The sequence below is a fragment of the Streptomyces sp. NPDC045026 genome (assembly GCF_056432625.1).
Map to the genome: position 1 here is coordinate 116,414 of NZ_JBWKIS010000012.1, position 19,673 is coordinate 136,086.

A 19,673-nucleotide genomic window follows, 5' to 3' on the forward strand; every position below is an offset into this window, starting at 1 on the left:
CGTACGGGACCCCGCATTCGAGAGCGCGGGGCCCCTCCGGCCACTCCTGCCACCCCCGTGACGCGGCAGTGCCGCCTCACCATAGGCCTGGACCATTGCAACTCCACCAAGCGGCCACCAGATGACCACCGGCCTGACGCAAACGGAATGAGGGCCGCCCAACCACGGGGGGAAGTCGGGCGGCCCTCGTACTCAACAGTAGGCATCCGTCGGCGGAAACGGTCGCGTGGATGGCCGACGTTTGCTCGATCTGCACGCCCGCTGCGCGACCGTCACACGACGTCTGCGCTGGTCATCGCGATGAACGAGTCATGGGGACGACGATGCGCGGCCACACCGGTTCGGCCGAAGTTGACCGCTAGGCCGGTCACTCACCCCCACCAGACACACCACCAGCCGCACCACCAGACGCACCACCAGACGCACCACCGAACCCACCCCCGACCGCGTCACCGACCGCGTCACCGACCGCGTCACCGAACACACCCCCACAAGCCGCCCGATACGCGGCCTCGGCGCTCGTGAGTACCAGCCGGGCATCGATGGCACTGCGCATGATGAGGAGCCGGTAGTAGAAGGGCGCGCTGAGGGCCGCGATGACTTCGTAGGGATCGGTGTCCGGTGGGACCTCGCCGCGGTCGACGGCGCGCCGCACCAACTGCGTCACCACCTCGGTACGCGCGCCGAAGGCGCCGCGGACGACCTCCGCGATTCGCGGGTCGTACGCGGCGGCGGCCACGACGGCCTCGACGAGGTTGCGGCTGCGCGGCATGGCATGGAAGTCGGCGATGGCCTGGGCCAGTTCGTACAGGTCCTGCCGGAAGTCACCGGAGTCCGGCGTATGGATGGTCCGGCTGTGCTGGGCGAGCAGATCGACGACAACGCCCTCGACGCTGCGCCAGCGGCGCCTGATCGTCGAGACGTGGACGCCCGATCTCGCAGCGAGCTTGTCGAGGCTGAGGCCGCCGAACCCGGTCTCGTCGAGCTCCTCCAGGGCGGCACGGAGGACGGCCGCACGGGTGCGGGCCGTGCGCCCGCCCGGGCGGGCGGCACCGGGCTGTGGTCGCTCAGTCATCGACGCCAATCTAATGCGCACCGGATCTTCACGTGCGGTCCGACCTATTCCTCCGCTTTCAGCACGCCGTGTCAGCCCTGTCGCGCGATAGCGTGAGGGCACCTTAATGCGCGAAGACGAGCGTTAGAGTGTCGTCGCGCGTTAGGTAGTACGGGGGTACGCGAGGTGCAGGCCGAAAGCCTGCACCTCGAACAACGGGGGACATCACCACCGCTGCCGCGCCGGCCATCGCCGCGCGGCAGCGGTGCCATGCCCGAGGCGAGGGCCCCACCGCGGTAATTCAGACGACAAGTGCGTCCCGGAGGACCCGTGAAGATGTGCGCCGTCGACGACCGGTCGGACGGCTACTTCGTCAAGGGCATCCTCACCACGGGCCGCACCGTCAGCACGAAGGGCAAGCCGTCACCGGGCGCGGACTGCCAGGGAGGAAACCTCCCCGAGGACCGGGGCTACGGCATGAAGGCCTGCCTGGAAAACCACTACGTACGCGCCTGCTCGATCAACCACTACGTGCACTCGTGACCGACTGACGTCGACGAAAACAGGGCGGGGACGGCAGCCGGACTGGCGGCCGGCCTCGCCGCTCCCCGGATCAGCAGGAGGCGACAAACACGGCCCAGGCGCCCGGCGCCACAGTGAAGTGAGGCCGCCGGGCGTCCTTGGAGTCACGGACGTGGACGACAGCAGGGGTGACCGCCACCTCGACACACTCGCTGCTGTCACTGCTGTCGCTGTAGCTGCTCTTGAACCAGCTCAGCCCGGCCGCATCCCCACCGGAGGGATTGCGCATCATGTCTCTCCCAGCACTTGCTCGATGAAGGCCAGCGACTCCCGAGGGGTGAACGCCTGGGCCCGAATGGTGCCGTAGCGCAGCTCAAGGACTCTGATCTCCCGCGGATCGGATACCGGCCGACCACCGAACTGGGATTCGTCGTGCCCCACAGCCGAACCGTCCTCGAATTTCAGCACCTGAATCCGGCCACCCATCCCGGCGTGATCGCCGCAGTCCGTCGGCATCACCTGGATCTCGACGTTCCGCAACTTACCGACCTCCAACAGGCGTTCGAGTTGCTGACGCAGCACCATTCTGCCTCCAATGGGCCGCCGCAGCGTCACCTCTTCCTGAACGAAGACGAGCGCAGGGGCCGGCGATCGCTCGAAGATCGACCTCCGGGCCATCCGGGCAGCCACCGCTCGCTCCACCTCGTCCTCTGGATACGCGGGCCGCCGCATCTCGAACAAGGCCCGCGCATACTCCTCCGTCTGCAACAACCCGTGCAGGTTGTGGTTGCCGTAGGCCCCGACCTCCGCTGCTTGCGCCTCCAGCTTGGCCAGTTCACGAAGCCTCCTCTTGGGATATCTGGCCTCGGCAACGTCCGCCTTCATCGCGGCGATCTTCCCGCCGGCACCCAGGACTTGGTCAGCCTTGTCGAGGAACTCCGGTCGCGGAATCCGCGCTCCGCGCTCCACCTTGTAGACCAGGTTCTCGCCGTACCCGACGGCGGCCCCGAACTCGGCAGGCCGCATCCCGGAAGCCTCTCGCCACAGCTTCAACTGCCGCCCGACAGCTTCGACAACGGCCCCGACTTCGCCCTCGGGGGTGACGTCCCACCCGGGTTCATCAGCCTGCTCGTCCTCACACGCATGCTCACCGTCCACAGCCATGCCTTCGCCCTCCCCAACAGGTCACGGGGACAGTCGGGACAAGCCGGTACAGACCCTGGACAGTCACCGTAAGTACCACCGCGATCACTGTTCAGGCTACGACTGCCTGGCCACGCTGAGTGACATGAACGCCACCGAACTCACCTTCACAATCCGCCTGTCCGCAACGCCGAGAGGCGCCCGCCTCGCTCGTCGCCTGACAGTCCAACAACTCCTCGACTGGGAAAGGCCATTCGAGGCAGCGGAACAACTCGCGGCCGAACTGGCAAACAACGCGATCACTCACGGCCGCGTACCGAGCCGGGACTTCCGCCTGACGCTCAAACTCACACCGACGAACACGCTACGTATCGAGGTGACGGACACACGGGGTGACGCCACGCCACCACCCCTCTCCCAACACCCGCCCCTGGACGCCGAGTCAGGCCGAGGCCTGCTCCTCATCAACGCCCTGGCGGACCGCTGGGGCACAACCCTCGGTCCGACGCCCACCAAATCAGTCTGGGCGGAATTAGATGTATCGAAGTGATTCTGCCGATTCTGTCCGCATCGAGGAACTCACGACGCGGTGATCCGACCCCCGGACCGCCCCGCGATCAAAAGCCAAGGATCTCGGGAGAGCACCCTCCCCAACCTCCCCCAAACCCCCGCCGCGAGGCTGCCCCACCCCGCCCTCACCCACAAGAGTGATCACGCCCAACTCAACTTGCGCACAGGCTGCTTCACACACCAGTCTCAGCGAAACAACCCCACAAACACTTCGGCCCCCGCCGGGACTGGCATCCCAAGGCGAGGGCCTAACCACCAAGGAAGCAAACCCTTCCCGATGGCTGTTGAGCAGCTTAACGCGCCCTCGTGCGCCGAGCCGGATGTTCCCTCAGGGGCAACCCCCGCCGGCGGAATCCACCACATCAACCGCCGCCATGCCGACCGCTACACGATCGTCGGCAACCACCTGGTCCAGCACCGCCGACTCTCCCTCACGGCGATCGGCCTGGCGGCGCACATCCAGTCGCTCCCACGAGGAGCCAGCGTCACGATCAAAACCCTGACAGCCCGCTTCCCGGAGGGCGAGGTACGCATCGCAGCGGCGTTACGCGAACTGGAAGCACACGGCTACCTGACCCGAACCCGCGAACGCCTACCGTCAGGCCGAGTGATCACGCGCACGACGTCGTACAACAACCCACCGGCGATGAACGGCAGTTCAGGGCCAAAGCCCTCGCGGGAACCCCACACTCCGGCAACTCCCCCGCGCCCAGATCGGCCAATCACCCCCTCAACACCACCGCCCGCGCACCCCGAGCACTCAACGCACTCAACGCACTCAACGCCCTCCACCTCCTCCGACCCGGCCGTGTCACTCCTCGCGGACCTACGCCGCGACGACCCCCGCCTCCTGCTCGCAACTCGCGACGTACACCGCCTGGCACCCGCGGTGACGACATGGATGGACCGCGGCATCACACCGGAGGCAATCCGCCGAACCCTCACAACCGGCCTCCCACCGGAACCCCTCCGCAGCCCGGCAGCCCTCCTGTCCCACCGCCTGTCAGAACTCCTCCCACCACCCCTGCCGTCCCGCTTGCCAACGACGCCATCCCCACCCCGCCCGGCCCCACTCCAAAACTGCGACGGCTGCGACCGCGCATTCCGCTCCCCCGGACCAGGTAAATGCGCCACGTGCCGCGCCTGCCAGCCGGAAGCCGCGTAACCAAAGCCTGACGAACAACGGAACCCTGACGCCTACTTGGCGATGCGGGGGCTGCTCCCTGCTCCCCAGGCTGGACGACGCGCTTCCCGGCAAGTTGGAGATCGCAAAGGAAGGGGTCAACGGGACGACGCTGCGACCCCCGACGGCCCCATGAACTGTCAGCGCTCCGCATCAGGAAACGTCCGAAGCAGGCCACGCCAAACCAAACAACCTGGTGGCGCACACCGGAGTCCCAGACGTGGAGGAGGAGCCCAAGTAGGTCCTGCGCCGCCCGGACGTCATCGTGACCTCCGATCCTCGAACGGGCACCAGCGTCGTGATGACCGACATCCGCCCCGCACTAGATGTCCCGCACTACGCGTGAAGCCAACGGCAGTCACCCGCGCCTCAGTCGGCCCTACTCATCCCCTTGCCGTTGATGTCAGTCAGCGAACTGTCGACGGAACTTGGTGGGCGGACCCTCGCGGATGGAGGACCCTCACCGCTCGACCTTCGCAGAGCCATTCGGCAAATTGTCCGCGCCCTTGCAGCCGAGCAAGTCCCGGGCAACGATGCGCGTGGCTTCCGAAATCAGGGAGACCACGTTCTGGCGCGTGGTTGCATCGGCACGGGATCCCGACGCTACGACAGTTACGTTGAGTACGTATTTGCTGTCATGGATCCCCGGCTTCGGACAGGCCAGGTAAAGAGAGGCACTCGTAACATGCGAGGCACTCTTAAGATACTTCGAGTCCCGCTCGAACTGCCCCACATACCCCTTGGCGTCACCGAACCTTATTCCCCTGGACCCAGGGCTATTTGAAGCCTCCTTAATTTTCTTGTCCGCGTATCCATCGAGGAACAGGTTGTGCTCAATTGAGATCCCTTGTCCGCCCGCGGACAGATCGCAACTCCCTCCGCCTCCATGAACATAGGGTTTTACTGGAAGTGCGAATCCGGTAGTTATCGGCACCTCCTTGAATTCTTCCCCACTCACCGGCAAGAGCGGTCCAACGTACTTACTCGACAAGGATTTCTGGCAGACCTTGTCCGGAATTGCCACTCTTTTTTCGCCGGAAGACCAGGGGGACCAGACCAACATTGCCACAAGGACGACCAGCACCGAGAGTCCGGATAGCAACCACGGCTTACGGAATCGCCGGACCTTCGGAACCGCATTCATCTACTTCCTTCCCGCCCCTTGCATCCCAAGCCCGTAGCTGGCGAGGGCCTCGTTCTTGGCGTGCTCGGCAAGCGTGTCAGCCTGATCTGCGGAGTACCCCGCCTCGAGAGCACCACGCTTCGTGGCGTCATAAATGGCCTGCCCGGACGACGCCTGCTGCCCTTCGATGTAGGCATCCTTGTCCATACTGGCCTTGACAGTTGAATCCCTGGTGTAATTCGACACCACGGACTCCTGGACATCTTCGGTGACCCAACCCACGACGTCACCCGCAACGGGAATCTTGCCCACCCCCATCCCGATGATGCGCCCGGCCCATTTGTCCGCTGTACCCAACCCTTCATTGAATTTCGCATCGTCGTCGATCTGATCGTCGTAGATCGCGTCACCGCGGGATTGCGCCATTATTCCGGCTATACGCGCTCCCGGCTGGGTCTCATTGCCGACATTATCGGAAAGATAACCATAACTATGACCCTCCTTGATCGCTCCATTCACCAGCTCCGTGGTGACAGCCTGCTGTGAGGCAAGGATGGCGCCATTCGCATCAGGATCCTTACCGACTGCAGCCAGGAAGTTCTTGAGAGCGTTGGGGGAGATCCCGTCGGTGTTGTTTGGGCCAGCTGATTCAAGATGTGCACTCGCGCCATGCGTGGCGATTGTGGACGGATCTCCCTTGTAACCGGCCTGGACGTCCCGCATGTAGTCGGCGGTAATGTTTCCCAGACTATCTCGCATCGGGGAGTCATTGAGATCGGTTGGACTGGTTCCATATCGTTCGACGATATTGTGGAAGATCGCCGCACCCTTCTCGGAGTGCGGCGGAGTCGGACCATCACTTCCGTAGGGAACGCCTGTCGTTGCAGCCTCAAGCGCGTGCCCCAATGCGTCCTGTCCATACCCGTGGATCCGCTTCGCGTCGTCTTCACCAGCGACGGCCGGCCCTTCCAGCGAGTCGACCGGCCACTTGAAGTCCTTCTTCGTCAGCTCGTCGAAGTACGTGTAGCCAAGAGACTTTCCGTGGGCGACGGTGCCGTCCTCGTTGTAGACCGTAGGCGTATACGAATCCGAAAAGAACTGCTCTGCCGCTGCGGGGCTGTGACCGAGGCCCTCCAGAACGCTACCCAACGGGTCATACCCCGCACCGTCCTTTCCGGATGGATTGAAACCGTAGTCCAGATCACTCCTACTTTCCGGAATGTCCCTCATAAAGAAGTCAGGGTCTTTATGGTGCAGTTGAACAATGTGTTCCGCGATGGGATTGATGAACTTTGGGTCGTAGTCTCCGTACCGCAGGAGCCCACCGAGGATCTGGTAGCCACGGGGCGGGTACATCGCCCCTGGTTCGATCTCTATCGACCTGGCGCCCAGACGCATGAACTGGGTTCTCCAACTGTCGGACAGATGCGGCTTGTTGTGGGAGTCAGTCGCGGTGGCAAGCGCAGTCCCCATGTTGTGTTGGAGATCCTTGGTCAAGGCCAGCCGGCTCTTGTCGTCCCCGTTGGTGCCGTCTAGGGACATGCGCCCGTAGAACTCAAGGGTCTTCTCAGGCCCGCCCAGGGACTTGTAGAAGGCGGTGGTGAAGTCCGCGTCCTTCGCGTTCCACTTCATGATGGAGTTGAACTCGGTGAACTGCTTGTCGCTCATCTTCGGGCCGAGCTTGGCCAGTTCGGTGGCTCGCTGCTGCTCGGCGTCGTCCAGGGACGTGTACGTCTCATGCCCGAAGTCGTGTTTGTCCTTGCCGTAACTCTTCTGCAGCGCCCGAGCGACAGAGGCGTCGATCTCTTGGGCGTGAGCTACGAGGTTGGCGATGCGGGTCGCCAGGCCGTGGGCCTTGTCGAGCTCGTCCTGAGTGTGGCTGTCATCCGTCGTGCGATCATGCGGGAAGAAGACATGGATCGTCGGGGCGCCGTCTTCATTTCCGTAGTCTTCGACCTTGACGCCAAGCTCCGTCGCTTCGCTCCCAATAGCCGTCTTCAACTTATTCTGAATACCCACAAGTTCACTGTGGGCGTCGTCAAGAACCTTGAAGATGCTGTCCGCCTCGGCATGCGCATCCCTGAACTCCTTGGCCGTCTTCCCCACGAAGGCTCGCGTGACGTCCGAGTTCACTCCGGTCCATCGGGCGGATTCCGCCTTGGCCTGCAGGCCCCTCTCGGCCCTGTCCGCCAGATCCTTCAGTCTGCCGACGACCGTCTTCCAGTCGGCGACGCTGGCCTCCAGCTTGCCGAGGTCAACTTCTGCTAGGTCCGTCATCGTGACACCTGACACAGCAGCCCCCGCTACTTGAAGTACTTGTTGAGCTCCGACACAGACATGGCCGAACCATCAGCGTGCCTGACCGATGCCGCGATCATCGCGTCGTCGTGAGCATAAGACTTCTTGGAGTAGTTCAGATGGTTCGAGATATGGGCGCAGGCTTGCAGCAGCGAGTCCACCTGGCTGCTCCACGTCTTGACGGCCTGCGACAGGGCTCCACCCATCGCAAAATTCTGCCTCTTGAGTTCGACCGCAGCCCGCGTCGTGGTTCCGTTGCCCTGCTTGTCTGCACCCATGCCGTCAATGTCGGCCTGCGCATGAAGATCACCATGAAGCTCGTGAGCCTCATGCCCCACAGCCCCCAGCTCATCTTGATAGACCATCAGGCCTTGCTCGCCGCTTCCGCCCACGTCCGCCAGTTGATTCAGGCGCATACGGGCCGAACTCCGTTCAGTAGCCTGCGCCTTGAGCTGCTCCCACTCTTCCCATGCCACCTGGACGCTCCCCCGTGCCGAGTACTAGGACCAGTCACACTCCATGTCAATCTAGCGAGCCACCACACTCACTCACAAGCATTGCAACCGATTAAGAAATGTCCCATATTGCCCGTGATTCGAGTTGAGCGCCTTTATTCGCAATTCAATTGCATAGAAGCTGTGCGAATCTTCAGAAACATCAGCCCCCGCCATGCCGATCATGATAAGCGGCAGATTGGCTGGAACGGTGGTAGGCGCCATCGTCTGGAGCCGCATGCGATAGATGATTCGAAGTTGAACCCTTGTGGGATGCGTGCTCTTCACCAACACCCATAACCATCAAGCTCGCAGGGCTCTTGAAGCAGCAGGGATCGTTCTCTCGTACGCACACCAGGTGCAGGTCCACAGGATGAGGTCCTGGCGAAAATAGCCCACGCAACGCTAGACGGCCTGTCGCCGGGCTGCCGGCTGTGGAAGGTCACCGCCGTCGTGGTGGGCATGCTGCTGGTCCTCGGGGCCGGGGCCAGCGTCTGGCTGCTGTTGCCCGACGAGCATCCCGCCGTGACAGTCTCGGGGAAGGTGTGCGAGAAGTCGCTGCCCGACACGGCAGTGAAGGGCGACCTCATGTCTGAACACGGCGAGAAGTTCCAAGAGCGGAACGCACCAAGTTCGCCTCCGTCGAGCACGGCCAGTTCCCTCTGTTTGGCTGGGCACTTGGGCAGTGCTTGCTGACCGGCGGAGGGGCGAAGGTCGACATCGAGTACCGCCCGCTCCAGGATAGCGACTACACCCGCGCCGACGCCGAGCGCGATGCCCCCAAGTCCGGCCATGCGCCGCTGACGATCGGGTACCTGAATGGCACCGGCGCCCACGTCTTCGTCAACTGCCGTGTCAGTTCGGGCGGTGACGAGCCTCTGTCGGTCTCGGCCGGCGTGGGCGGCAGCGGGACGGACATGGAGGACCGTGCCGTACGCACCAGCGCGGCGGCGCTCGCCGCCGACACCGCCCGGCACGCCGCCCACGACATCCGGGCAGTGCGCCGGCGCGGAGAGATCGGGATCAAGGGGATAGGGGTTCGCTGGCGGTGAGACTCGGAGGGTAGCCGGGAAGTTCTTCGGGGAATCCCAGGTCCTTCTGGCACTCAGCAGTCTTGTAGGCGTGCTGCGTGAGCTGGTACGCGAAGTCCGTAAGTTCCTGGCGCAGTACCGCCCCCTTGACTCGGCTCTCCCCAACTACCCTTACTTCGCCTATCAAGGCATAGGACTGCCTCGCATTGGATGCCTTCACACCACGTGGGACGCAAGGCACATATACAGAGGCGATGCGGGTTTTCGAGAGCGCCCGGACCTCATTGGTAGCGACGTGTAGCGCTTTGCCTTCTTCTGAGCCACCGTAGCCCTTGTAGAAGTCACTCCAGCTCTTCGCAGAGACGTCTTGGACCTTGACCTCCCCGGAAACGAGCGAGTCGCCAGTTGTGTCCACGCGGCAACCGACCAAGAAATTGTCGCCAGTTCCCGTCGCGCCGCCGTCTTCACTCGCCGAACGGGCATCGGGCAGAACGTGGGCCACGGTCTCCCGGTCGACAGCACCATCGCACACCCTATCCGGAAGCCGGTCTAGCCCCTGGGTGAATATTTGCTGGTACCCAAACAGGCCGCCAATTGTCAGCCCGCAGACACACACCGCACCGATCCCGAAATCCCGCGCACTCTTCCTCACGACGGATAAATTCCTGACCATTTATACTGTAGAGCGCTTCTCTGCATCTTCCATGACTCTTTCGCGTTCGCTCTAGCTATGGTTGACCGCGTTCCGAACTAGATCGCTAGTGCCATCTTTCGGCAAGACCACATGATGTCGCCTCAGCCCATCGTCCGCCGACAATTGAGCCTGCTGTTAACGAAGTCCTGCGTCCTGTCGAGTTCCTGACCTGTCGGGTAAGGGGCTTCGTCTGTAGCTGTATCTAATTCTCGAACGTCAAAGATGCGGTCGACAGCCATGCCGGGAACTTCCCTCAAGAAGCCGCCCGCAATGGCTCCCGCCAGCGCACCCGGAATCGTTTCCGGAACCAGCGCCACCGCCCCGACTCCGACGCCTGTCGCGCCGCGAACCCTGCTCTGCGTCGCGGCGTCCAACAGGGGGCGTCCTAGGGCGCCGCTCCGGCCCGTTCCGCCTGGCCCGTAGGGTGCGATTCCTCCGGCGAGGCACCAGCAGCGGATCCCTGGCCGCGGCTACCCCGGCGTCCGCCCGCAAAGTGTCGTGCGGGACGTCCCCGGGTGGCCCTGTCAGGGACCCTGATGAGGGCTGTGCTGGTTGTCGTTCGACGGAGGCGTCACGTACGGCTGTGGGTTCGTGAACTGCGGCGCCCCGTAGGGCTGCCCCTGGTAGGGCGGCTGGGCTGGAGGGTACGGCGGCGGCGAGGCCTGCGAGGCCGCCGCGCGGCGCCGGCTGCGGGTGACCGCAACTGCGGTCGCGGCGCCGGCCACGACGAGCACGCCTACGCCGACGCCGATCCAGAGCGGGGTGTTGCTTTGGTCGCCCTTGGACGCGGCGGCCGGCGCGGCGGAGTTGGTGCCGCCCGGGGCCTGCGCGCCCTTGGACGGCTTGGCCGACGGCGACTTGGACGCTGCGACGGGGTAGTCCGGGAGCGGGTACTTGTCGGCCGGGCCCGGGTTGCCCGGGGTCTTCAGGGCAATTCGCGGGCGGACGATTCCGTAGCCGATGGAGTCGTTGCGCTTCTCACCGTCTGTGGGAGCGCCGATGGTGTTGAGGATGACCCGGAGGACCTGATTGTTCGTCCAGGCGGGGTGCTTGGACCAGATCAGGGCCGCGCTGGCGGAGGCGATGGCAGTGGCGTCACTGGTGCCGTGGCTTTCGCAGAGCCCTGTCTTGCCTCCGCAGGCATGGATCATTTCGTCACCTGGGGCCGAGATGTCCACCTGCTGGCCGTACTCGGAGAACTCCGTTTTGTGGAGGTCCTTTCCGACAGCCCCTACCCCCACCACCCCAGGTGTGGCTGCTGGGTACTGAACTGGGTTGCCCTTATCCCCACTGTTACCGACTCCCGCGAAGATCAGTGAGCCCTTGCCGAGGGCGTACTTGACCGCCGACGTCACTTGTTGCGAGTCATTACCGGCAGTCAGTGAGATGTTAATGACCTGGGCACCAGCGTCCGCCGCATAGCGGATGGCCTGACTCAGTCTGGCGTTCACCTCGAACGGACTGATGTCCCCGGGGCCAGGCATTCGGACGGGGAGAATCTTGGCGTCCGGTGCGAGGCCAAATGCTCCATTTCCGCCACTGTATGCGCCCGTTCCAGCGATCAGGCCCGCCATACCAGTGCCGTGGCCGTTGTAGTCGGTGTGCTCATCCCCAGCACGGCTTGAGGGGGCGAAGTCCTTGCCCTTCAGCACGCGGCCGTTAAGGTCCGCGTTGTTCGGATCCACGCCGGTGTCGATCACGGCCACCGTGACGCCCTTGCCGGTGCTCGTCTTCCACATGGCCTCAGCCTGCATGGCATCGAGGAACCACTGCTTGGATCGCGTGGATTCCGCCGGTGCAGGCGTGGCAGCGACGCCCACCAGGAGCAGACCGAGGGCTGCCGAGGAGACAGCTCGGCGACCGTACCGACTCGCGCTGGTGGGCATGCGACTACCTCTCGCTGTTCTCTGATGTGCCGTCGACGACCGGCGGCACATTGCGCCGGATGTCCGGCTGCCAGGTCTCCTCGTCCTCGACGAGGTAGTCGGGCCGCGAACCCTGCTCTTCGTCGCGGCGCCCATCGGGGCCAACCCCTTGAGGCGTCGCCCCGGCGCGGCCCGCCTGGCCTGTATGGTGCGATTCCTCCGGCGAGGCACCAGCAGCGGGCCCTTGGCCGCGTACCAGTCCTGACCCGCCCGAACTGAAGGAGCGGTTGTTCGCACGGCCCTGCTGTTGCGGACGACCGCCAACGATGCCGCCGTTCTCGCCAGTCGCGCCGACTGCCCGTCGTCCCGAGGACGCACCCCGCGGGTTGCCGTTGGCGCCCATAGTGGTCGGCCTGGCGCCCGTCTGCCCTTGGCCTGTGGCGCTCCGGTTGTTGGATACGCCCTCAGTACCCATCACCCTGCCGCGAGGAATTCCCTTGGCAGGCTGTCCCGTTACAGGTTGGGGACGGCCCCCTGACACGCCGTTGTTGGTCGGCAAACGGCCGGGAGCGCCCGACCGGCCCGTAGAGGTGGCGTTCTGGCCAGGCATCATCGGGCCACGTCCGCCGGGCGTCGACGGCCGACCCGTGGCGTTCTCCACCGGCGGGCCCCCGGGCCTCACAGTTCCCTTGGCATTACCCATGGGCGAGATCCCACGTGCAGTGGGTCCGGCGAGCGGGCCCCGGCTGTTTCCGTAGGCCGGCGGGATGGGCCCGGTGAGCGGTGGTGGTGTGTTGTTTGGTCCCGTCACACTCGGTCCGGGCTGTGAGGGAGCCGGAGATGCCACAGGCGGCGACGCTTCGGGGAGCGTGCCCACAGAGTCGATGCCCATGTGCGTGGGACTCTCGACGACCGTCGGTGTCCTGCGCTCAGGTGACACTGCGGAGGCGGATGCATCTGGTGTCTCTGCATGAGAACGGACCGAGTGTGCGGGTTGCCCCTGTGCGGGGATGGCTGCCGCACCCCCTGTTGGACCAGGCGTTTCCCCGCTGCCGGCACCGGGACGAGCCACATCTCTGCTTTCATCAACCGGCGCAATCGCCTCCGGCGGCGGAGGGAACCGCGGTCGTTTAAGCCCATTCATCTGCGTAGCGGAAACCTGGTAGGCCCCCGCCAGCTTGCGCATTTCTCCTGCAGCCTCCTGGCGGACCTTCTCCTTGTTCGCCGCCAGAGCCGCCAACTCGCTCGAGGATTTGCTGGAAATCGCTCCTGCGTCAGGGTCGTTGTGCGCCGACTTGGCCGCCGCCAGGTTCGCCTCCGCGCCGGCCTTGTCCCGTGGGATCGAAGCCTGGGCTGTCGAGATCGCATCGGAGGCGTGTGAGAGCCACTTCGCGGAGTCCTCGCTGAAATCGCCGAGGCTCACGGTCGCGTTGGCCAGGTCGCCGCTCCAGACGCGGAAAGCGTCGGCACCGTCGCCCTTCCAAGTCACCCACTGGGGGCGGATCTTGAGATCTTCGGCAATCTTGTGGATTTCCTTGGCAGCGGCCTTGAGCTTTTCTGCAGCAGCCTGCACGGTGCCGCTGTTCGCCTGATCCAGCCACTTGAGCATTTCCTCGTGGCTCATGCCATCGAAAGACGTAGCGCCCTCGGCGCCCCCGCCGATTGGTGCCAATGCCATCAGATCGCCCCGCCCGTGTCGCCGTCCGTGGGGGCGTGATCCGGCTTGTCCTGGTCGCCGCCGCCCGTGTCAGTCTTCTTCGGAAGCTTGGGAATGTACGGTCCCCCGTAGTGCTCCTTCGCCTCTGCGCTGATGGCCGACATCCGATCACGGATGTCCACGTCGATGTTCGCGTACCCCTTGTGCGAGGCCATGACAGCAATGCCCATGCCCTCTATGGAGTCCGAGAGCAGCTTGGAGAGGCTCTCCAGTTCCTTGATGACCGTCTGGTACGAGTCGAAGACGCCGTTGGCCTCGCGCCACGAGTCCGGCCCGCCGCCGAACTGGTGCCGTGCGAGGGGCTCCTCAGCGACCTTCTGAGGGCCTGCCGGTGACCCCTTCAGGTCTTTGATCAACTGATCAACCCGCTGCTGGAACTTGGTGAACGACTCCAGCTCGGTGACGACCTCCCCCACCGCCGCCTGCGCCGCCCCCACCGCTCCGAGTACGTCGAAGAAGCCCCCCGGCGACCCGCCGCTCCCGCCGCCGTTGTCCGCTGCCTCTGCCATCGCGTCCTCCCCGTTCCCCGCGTCCCCGTGTCCCGTACAGACCGCTCGTCGAGCGGCGGCAGCCGGCGTCGTCCAGACCGCTCGTCATGTCGCGTCGCCCGCCGAAGGTCATCGGCCGGCGCCCTCGTCTACGAAGTCTCGACAACAACTCTAGCCAAACGCACTGTCAGTTCACACGCCGCCCGGTGCAGAGACCATCCACATCGCGTCACACAACGACACGTCGTGTCACAAGTTGCAACGAGCAGGCAGGGTTACTCCGTTGACGCCATCGCCGGAGCGGACGCGTTCGTCACCACCGCCGCCTGCGGGCGGATCGGGAGGCGGTTGACCGGGCGGCCTGTGGCTGCGCGGACCGCTGAGGCGACCGCTGCCGGGGACGCGACCACCGGGACCGCGCTCGCCGCCTTCGCTCCGAAGGGGGCCACCACGTCCCGTTCCTCGACCAGTTTCACGATGCGGATGTCGGGGGCGTCCAGGGACGTGGGGAGTGCGTAGCCCGTGAAGTCGGGGTGGCGGACCAGGCCGCGCGGGGTGCGGAGGTTCTCCGTGAGGGCCGCGCCCACGCCCTGAGTGACGCCCGCTTCGATGCGGGCCGTCAGCTGGGCGGGGTTGAGCACGCGGCCCACGTCCTGGGCCACTGCGAGTTCCACGACCCGTACCGAACCGAGTTCGATGTCCACGTCCACCACCGCGCGGATCGCGCAGAACGCGAGGCCCACGAAGGCGTCGCCCTGGCCGTCCGCGTCGAGGGGTTCCGTGGGGTGCGGGCGGCACTGGGCCGTGGCCCACAGTTCCTTGCCGTCCATCGCCTCGGTGACCGTCGTCGACAGGACTCCGTCGTACGACGTGATCTTGCCGTCCGCGATCTGGAGCAGCTCCGTGGACATGCCGAATTTGTGGGCGAGGGGCTGGAGGAGTTGCGTGCGGACCATTTTCGCCGCCCGCTCCACCGCTCCGCCCGAGACCCAGGTGTGGCGGCCCCGGCAGCCGGGGCCGGCCGGGGGCTGGTCCGTGTCGACCGGCGCGACCTGGACCTCGTCGATGCCGAGGGTGTCCTGGACGATCTGCCTCGCCAGAGTAGAGAAACCCTGGCCCGTCTCGACTGCGGCGCAGATGACCGTCGCGACGCCGTCGTGGACCTTCACCGTCGCCGTCGACACCTCGTCGGTGCCTTCCGCGCCGAGCATGTGCACCATGCCGATGCCGTAGCCGACACCGCGGCGCACCGCGCCGGGTTCGCCCGCGCCCTCGGGGCCGCCGGGCAGCAGCCACTCGTCCTCGGGGGTGTCCCTGGGCAGCTCCGGGAGCGGGAAGTCCCTTACGGCGGACAGGAGTTCGGCCACGGGGGCCGGGCACGTCACCGTCTGGCCCGTGGGGAGGATGTCGCCCGTCGCCATGACGTTGCGCAGGCGCAGTTCCGCCGGGTCGATGCCGAGCTTCTTCGCCAGCTTGTCCATCTGTGCCTCGTACGCGGCGCAGACCTGGAGGGCGCCTTCTCCGCGTACGTGGCCGGAGGGCGGGTTGTTCGTACGGACCGCCCAGCCCTCGATGAAGGCGTGCGGGACGACGTACGGGCCGCAGGCGAAGGAGACCGCGGCGGCGAGCGCCTCCGAGGACGTGTCCGCGTACGCGCCCGCGTCGAGGAGGATCTGCGCCTCGACCTTGACCAGCTTGCCCTCGGCGTCCGCGTGGTGGCGGTAGCGCAGGAGGGTGGGGTGGCGGTGGGTGTGGCCGAGGAAGGACTCCTCGCGCGTAGCGGTGAGTTTGACCGGGCAGCCGGTCCTCAACGCGAGTAGTCCGAGCGGGAGTTGGAAGCTCTGGTCCTCGCGGTCGCCGGTCGCGCCGGGCACGCCCGTGACGACGACCTTCACGCGCTCGGGTTCGAGGCCGTAGCGGGCGGCGGCGAGGTCGCGGTCGCCGTGCGGGTCGGTGGAGGCGATGTAGAGCTCCACTCCCCCGTCGGGCCGCGGGACGGCGAGGCCGGCCTCGGCGCCGATGGGGGCCGGGTCCTGGCGGCCGATGCGGTACTGGCCCTCGACGACGATTTCGCCGACCGCGTCCTGGTCGCCGTGGCGCAGGGGGATGTGGCGGATCAGGTTGCCGTCGGGGTGCAACGGCTCGGCGGCGAAGGACTGCTCGGGGTCGGTGACGGGTTCGAGCAGCTCGTACTCGACGATGACGGCCGCGGCCGCCATGCGCGCGGTGTCCGGGTGGTCGGCGGCGACGGCCGCGATGGCCTCGCCGTGGTGGCGTACGACGTCGGAGGCGAAGACCGGGCGGTCCGCGGCGCGGTGGCCGGAAAGGGGCGCTCCGGGGACGTCCTCGTGCGTGATGACGGCGCGTACGCCGGGCATCTCGCGCGCGTGGGTGGTGTCGATGGACAGGATGCGCGCGTGCGGGTGCGGGGAGCGCAGGACGGCCGCCCACAGGAGGCCCTCGGCCCACAGGTCGGCGGCGTACGGGAAGGTGCCCTCCGTCTTGGCGCGCGCCTCGGCGGGCGGCAGGGAGGCCCCGAGGCCGTGCGGCAGCGGCTCGGCCACGGGGGCCGGCGGCGCGATGGCTGCTGCTTCGTCACTCACGTCAGACCTCCGTCCTGAATACCTTCGGTCGCGCTGGGGCCCGCCTGGTGCGGAATGCGGGCCTCGCCCCCGGCGTCACCCGCGTAGGCGGTGGAGCCTGTCGAGTCCGTCGCAGTGGTCGCGCTCGCCGCGGACGCCTCGCGTTCGGTGACGACCTGCTGTACGGCGTCCAGGATCCCGCGGTATCCGGAACAGCGGCACAGGTTGCCGCACAGGGCCTGGCGGGTCTCCAGCTCGGTGGGAGCCGGGTTGCCCTCCAGGAGGTCGTGCACGGTCATCGCCATGCCCGGCACGCAGAAGCCGCACTGGACGGCGCAACGGCCGGCGAGGGCGCGCTGCACGTCGGAGGGCTGCCCGTCGGCGGCCAGGCCCTCGACGGTGCGCACTTCGCTGCCGGCGGCGGTGGCGCCGGGCACCAGGCAGGAGGCTACGAGGCGGCCGTCGACCTGCACGTTGCAGGCGCCGCACTCGCCCTGCGAGCAGCCGTCCTTGGCCCCGGCGAGGCCGAGGCGCTCGCGCAGGACGTAGAGCAGGGACTCGCCGATCCAGGCGCCGGTAACGGGGCGGTCGGTGCCGTTGACCCGCAGGACGTAGGAGGCGAGGGGGTGGTCGTCGTGGAGGGGGGCGACCACGGCGTCGGGGGCGGGCTCGTCGGTGTCGACGGCCTCAGGGGCGGGGGCTGCGAGCTCGGGGGCCTCGGGAACGTCGGGGGCCTCGTCGAGCTCAGGAGCCTCGCGGACGTCACGGTCACGGACGTCGCGGACGTCAGGGACCTCACGGCCCTCACGCACGTCAGAAGGCTCGGCGGCCGGCACCAGGACCGGCTCGTGCTCGCCACGTGCGCCGTGCTCACCGCCTGCGCCGTGCTCACCGCTTACGTCGTGCTCACCGCTTACGTCGTGCTCGGCGGGTACGCCATGTTCACCGCGTACGCCGTGTTCACCGCGTACGCCGTGTTCACCGCGTACGCCGTGTTCACCGCGTACGTCCCCCCACGCCGCCTCCGGCGCGACCTCAGGCTCGAACGCCTCGCCCTCCTGGACCTCCGGGACCTCCCGGACCCCCGGAACCTCAGTGACGTCCTGCGAAGGCTCCCGTGCCCACTCCTCCGCCGCCCAGGGCGCCACCGCGCCACCCGGCAGCGTCGCCGGAGGCGTCCGGCCCCACTGCGCGGCGATGGACGACGTGGTGAACTCGCCCGACTCGTCCGGAAGATCCCCCTCGGCGATGACCGGGATCGACCACTGCCCGGTCTGCCCGGCCTGCCCCGCCGGTTCGGCCACCGGATGCCCGTGGGCGGGCGGCACCTGCCCCGCCTGCGCGTCGGAAAAGTCCCACTGCCCGGTCACCCCGGCCCCGTGGCCGCCGCCATGCCCGAGCCCGTTGCCGTACGAGGGCATCGCCTCCGGAGCGGCCGGTTCGGCATGCCCTGCGTGTTCGCCGTGCTCGGCCGGTTCAGGCCAGTGCACCTCGCCGGTCCCCGCGCCCGTGGGCGCCGCCTGCGCACCCGTCACGTCGGGCGGCAGTACCCACACGCCCGTCGCCGCCGGGTCCGTGGCCGCGGGGCCGCCGGGCGCGATGGTGATCTGCGGCGGTACGTAGCCGTGCCCCGGCGCGGCCAGCGGCACATCGGGGAGGCCGCCCTCGGGGAGCTGCACGAAGGCGGTGGCGTCCGCGTCGTAGTCGCCCTGGGGCAGCGGCTCCCAGCCGCCACCCTGGTGACCACCGTGGCTACCGTGGTTGTGCTCGTCAGTCACGACAGCGCCCTCCCAAGTGCACGTCGGGCCAGCGCGGCGACCGTGCGCCGCAGGTGCAGTACGGCGGGCGGCAGTTGCTCCTGGGTGCCGTCCGGGCCCGGGGCGGCGTCGGGGATGCAGGCCGCGGCGACGTACTCGCCGAACGCGGTCAGCGCCTCGGGTACGAGCATCCGCTCGCCGTCCCAGTCGATGAGCGAGGCCACCCACTGCTCGGCCTCCAGGGGCCGCAGCGGCATGGGCGCGATGGCACCGACCGCGCACCGCACGCCGCGCCTGGCCGGGTCGAGGACGAGCGCGACGGACGCGAGGGCGCGTCCCGGGCCGGTACGCCCCGTGGCCTTGAGGAAGGTCTGCGGGGCGTGCAGGAGCGGCACGCGCACGAAGCCGATGAGCTCGCCGGGGCTGAGCATCTCCATGCCCGCGAGCAGGTGGGAGACGGGGACCTCGCGCCGCGCGCCACCGGGGCCCGCGATGACGAGGGTCGCTTCGAGGGCGGCCAGGACGGGCAGGGTGTCGCCCGTCGCCGAGGCGGAGGCGATGTTGCCGCCGAGGGTGCCCGCGTTACGGATCTGGGGCGGCCCGGCGGCGCGGGCCGCGGCCGCGAGGGCGGGGATCAGGGCGGCGAAGTCGGGGCGTCCGATGCGGGCGTGGGTGAGGCCGGCGCCGAGCAGAGCGTGACCGTCCTGGTACTGCCAGCCGCGGATCTCGCTGATGCGGCCGAGGCCGACGAGGGCGGCGGGGCGCAGCAGTCCGGCGTTGACCGAGGCCATCAGATCGGTGCCGCCCGCGACCGGGACCGCGGCGGGCATGGCGGCGAGTGCTGCCACGGCCTCGTCCAGCGAGCCCGGGAGCGTCACGGCCTGCGTTGCGTGCGTGGTCAAACCGGCTGCCCCTTCCCGATGTCCGGCACTTCGCCCGGCGGCTTCGGCCTGTGAACCGTCGTTCGCGCCGTTACGCCTGTTCCGCCGTACGGTACGTGCTGACAGGCCGGACGTGGCAACTCTGGCACATCTTCCCGGGGGCCCGGCGAGGGGGTCCGCTAGGAGGCTTTCGCCCCGAGGACCAGGGAGATGGGTCGTTTTCGCCCCTGGTCACCGGTCGGTGCGCATTGCCACTCTTCGGTGATTTTTG

Annotated in this window: 17 protein-coding genes; 3 read left to right on the top strand and 14 right to left on the bottom strand. The window is 67.0% G+C overall.

From position 1 onward, the window contains the following. Positions 1-367: 367 nt before the first annotated feature. Positions 368-1,075 (bottom strand): TetR/AcrR family transcriptional regulator C-terminal ligand-binding domain-containing protein, encoded by a 708-nt coding sequence (locus AC07EJ_RS25220; RefSeq protein WP_478884969.1) that lies wholly within the window; start codon positions 1,073-1,075, stop codon positions 368-370. A gap of 315 nt (positions 1,076-1,390) precedes the next feature. On the opposite strand from AC07EJ_RS25220, the gene AC07EJ_RS25225 reads away from it, so the two are divergent. Continuing rightward, positions 1,391-1,597 (top strand): hypothetical protein, encoded by a 207-nt coding sequence (locus AC07EJ_RS25225; RefSeq protein ID WP_478884970.1) that lies wholly within the window; start codon positions 1,391-1,393, stop codon positions 1,595-1,597. A gap of 70 nt (positions 1,598-1,667) precedes the next feature. On the opposite strand, the gene AC07EJ_RS25230 is transcribed toward AC07EJ_RS25225, so the two are convergent. Together AC07EJ_RS25230 and AC07EJ_RS25235 are read right to left on the bottom strand one after the other, a co-directional pair. After that, positions 1,668-1,868 carry a DUF397 domain-containing protein gene (locus tag AC07EJ_RS25230; RefSeq protein ID WP_393582191.1) on the bottom strand — a complete coding sequence of 67 codons (201 nt, stop codon included), beginning with the start codon at positions 1,866-1,868 and terminating at the stop codon, positions 1,668-1,670. Further along, complete coding sequence (locus AC07EJ_RS25235; RefSeq protein WP_393582192.1) at positions 1,865-2,740, bottom strand: helix-turn-helix domain-containing protein; 876 nt, start codon at positions 2,738-2,740, stop codon at positions 1,865-1,867. Before AC07EJ_RS25235 ends, AC07EJ_RS25230 begins: the two co-directional genes overlap by 4 nt. A 124-nt stretch (positions 2,741-2,864) precedes the next feature. On the opposite strand from AC07EJ_RS25235, the gene AC07EJ_RS25240 reads away from it, so the two are divergent. Continuing rightward, the gene (locus AC07EJ_RS25240; protein WP_393582193.1) at positions 2,865-3,269 is read left to right on the top strand and encodes an ATP-binding protein; all 405 of its coding nucleotides are present in this window, start codon (positions 2,865-2,867) and stop codon (positions 3,267-3,269) included. 1,663 nt (positions 3,270-4,932) lie between these two features. Here the strand turns inward: AC07EJ_RS25240 and AC07EJ_RS25245 are convergent. The 4 genes from AC07EJ_RS25245 to AC07EJ_RS25260 form a co-directional block, all read right to left on the bottom strand. Then, a complete protein-coding gene (locus tag AC07EJ_RS25245) occupies positions 4,933-5,616 on the bottom strand; it encodes a hypothetical protein (protein WP_393582194.1) in 684 nt (227 codons plus the stop codon). Further along, on the bottom strand, positions 5,617-7,872 hold the full coding sequence (locus AC07EJ_RS25250; protein ID WP_478884971.1) for a hypothetical protein: 2,256 nt from the start codon (positions 7,870-7,872) through the stop codon (positions 5,617-5,619). Positions 7,873-7,898: 26 nt separating this feature from the next. After that, positions 7,899-8,369: a hypothetical protein gene (locus AC07EJ_RS25255; protein ID WP_393582196.1), complete on the bottom strand. Its 471-nt coding sequence runs from the start codon at positions 8,367-8,369 to the stop codon at positions 7,899-7,901. A gap of 72 nt (positions 8,370-8,441) precedes the next feature. Further along, positions 8,442-8,627: a hypothetical protein gene (locus AC07EJ_RS25260; RefSeq protein ID WP_393582197.1), complete on the bottom strand. Its 186-nt coding sequence runs from the start codon at positions 8,625-8,627 to the stop codon at positions 8,442-8,444. Positions 8,628-9,076: 449 nt separating this feature from the next. On the opposite strand from AC07EJ_RS25260, the gene AC07EJ_RS25265 reads away from it, so the two are divergent. Continuing rightward, the gene (locus AC07EJ_RS25265) at positions 9,077-9,439 is read left to right on the top strand and encodes a hypothetical protein (protein ID WP_393582198.1); all 363 of its coding nucleotides are present in this window, start codon (positions 9,077-9,079) and stop codon (positions 9,437-9,439) included. Here AC07EJ_RS25265 and AC07EJ_RS25270 read toward each other — a convergent pair. The 7 genes from AC07EJ_RS25270 to AC07EJ_RS25300 all read right to left on the bottom strand — a co-directional run bounded on the left by AC07EJ_RS25270 (position 9,411) and on the right by AC07EJ_RS25300 (position 19,423). Next, positions 9,411-10,070, bottom strand: coding sequence for a hypothetical protein (locus tag AC07EJ_RS25270; RefSeq protein ID WP_393582199.1), 660 nt, complete (start codon positions 10,068-10,070; stop codon positions 9,411-9,413). The genes AC07EJ_RS25265 and AC07EJ_RS25270 overlap by 29 nt on opposite strands. Positions 10,071-10,636: 566 nt before the next feature. Further along, entirely contained in the window at positions 10,637-11,998 is a 1,362-nt protein-coding gene (gene mycP, locus AC07EJ_RS25275) for a type VII secretion-associated serine protease mycosin (protein WP_393582200.1), read from the bottom strand. Positions 11,999-12,002: 4 nt separating this feature from the next. Further along, the gene (locus AC07EJ_RS25280) at positions 12,003-13,601 is read right to left on the bottom strand and encodes a DNA polymerase III subunit gamma/tau domain-containing protein (protein ID WP_478884972.1); all 1,599 of its coding nucleotides are present in this window, start codon (positions 13,599-13,601) and stop codon (positions 12,003-12,005) included. Positions 13,602-13,654: 53 nt separating this feature from the next. Beyond that, complete coding sequence (locus tag AC07EJ_RS25285; protein ID WP_393582202.1) at positions 13,655-14,203, bottom strand: hypothetical protein; 549 nt, start codon at positions 14,201-14,203, stop codon at positions 13,655-13,657. A gap of 254 nt (positions 14,204-14,457) precedes the next feature. Next, positions 14,458-16,785 (bottom strand): xanthine dehydrogenase family protein molybdopterin-binding subunit, encoded by a 2,328-nt coding sequence (locus AC07EJ_RS25290; RefSeq protein WP_393582203.1) that lies wholly within the window; start codon positions 16,783-16,785, stop codon positions 14,458-14,460. Next, positions 16,782-18,542 (bottom strand): (2Fe-2S)-binding protein, encoded by a 1,761-nt coding sequence (locus AC07EJ_RS25295; protein ID WP_478884973.1) that lies wholly within the window; start codon positions 18,540-18,542, stop codon positions 16,782-16,784. Before AC07EJ_RS25295 ends, AC07EJ_RS25290 begins: the two co-directional genes overlap by 4 nt. Next, entirely contained in the window at positions 18,539-19,423 is an 885-nt protein-coding gene (locus tag AC07EJ_RS25300) for an FAD binding domain-containing protein (protein WP_389488083.1), read from the bottom strand. Before AC07EJ_RS25300 ends, AC07EJ_RS25295 begins: the two co-directional genes overlap by 4 nt. Positions 19,424-19,673: the final 250 nt, after the last annotated feature.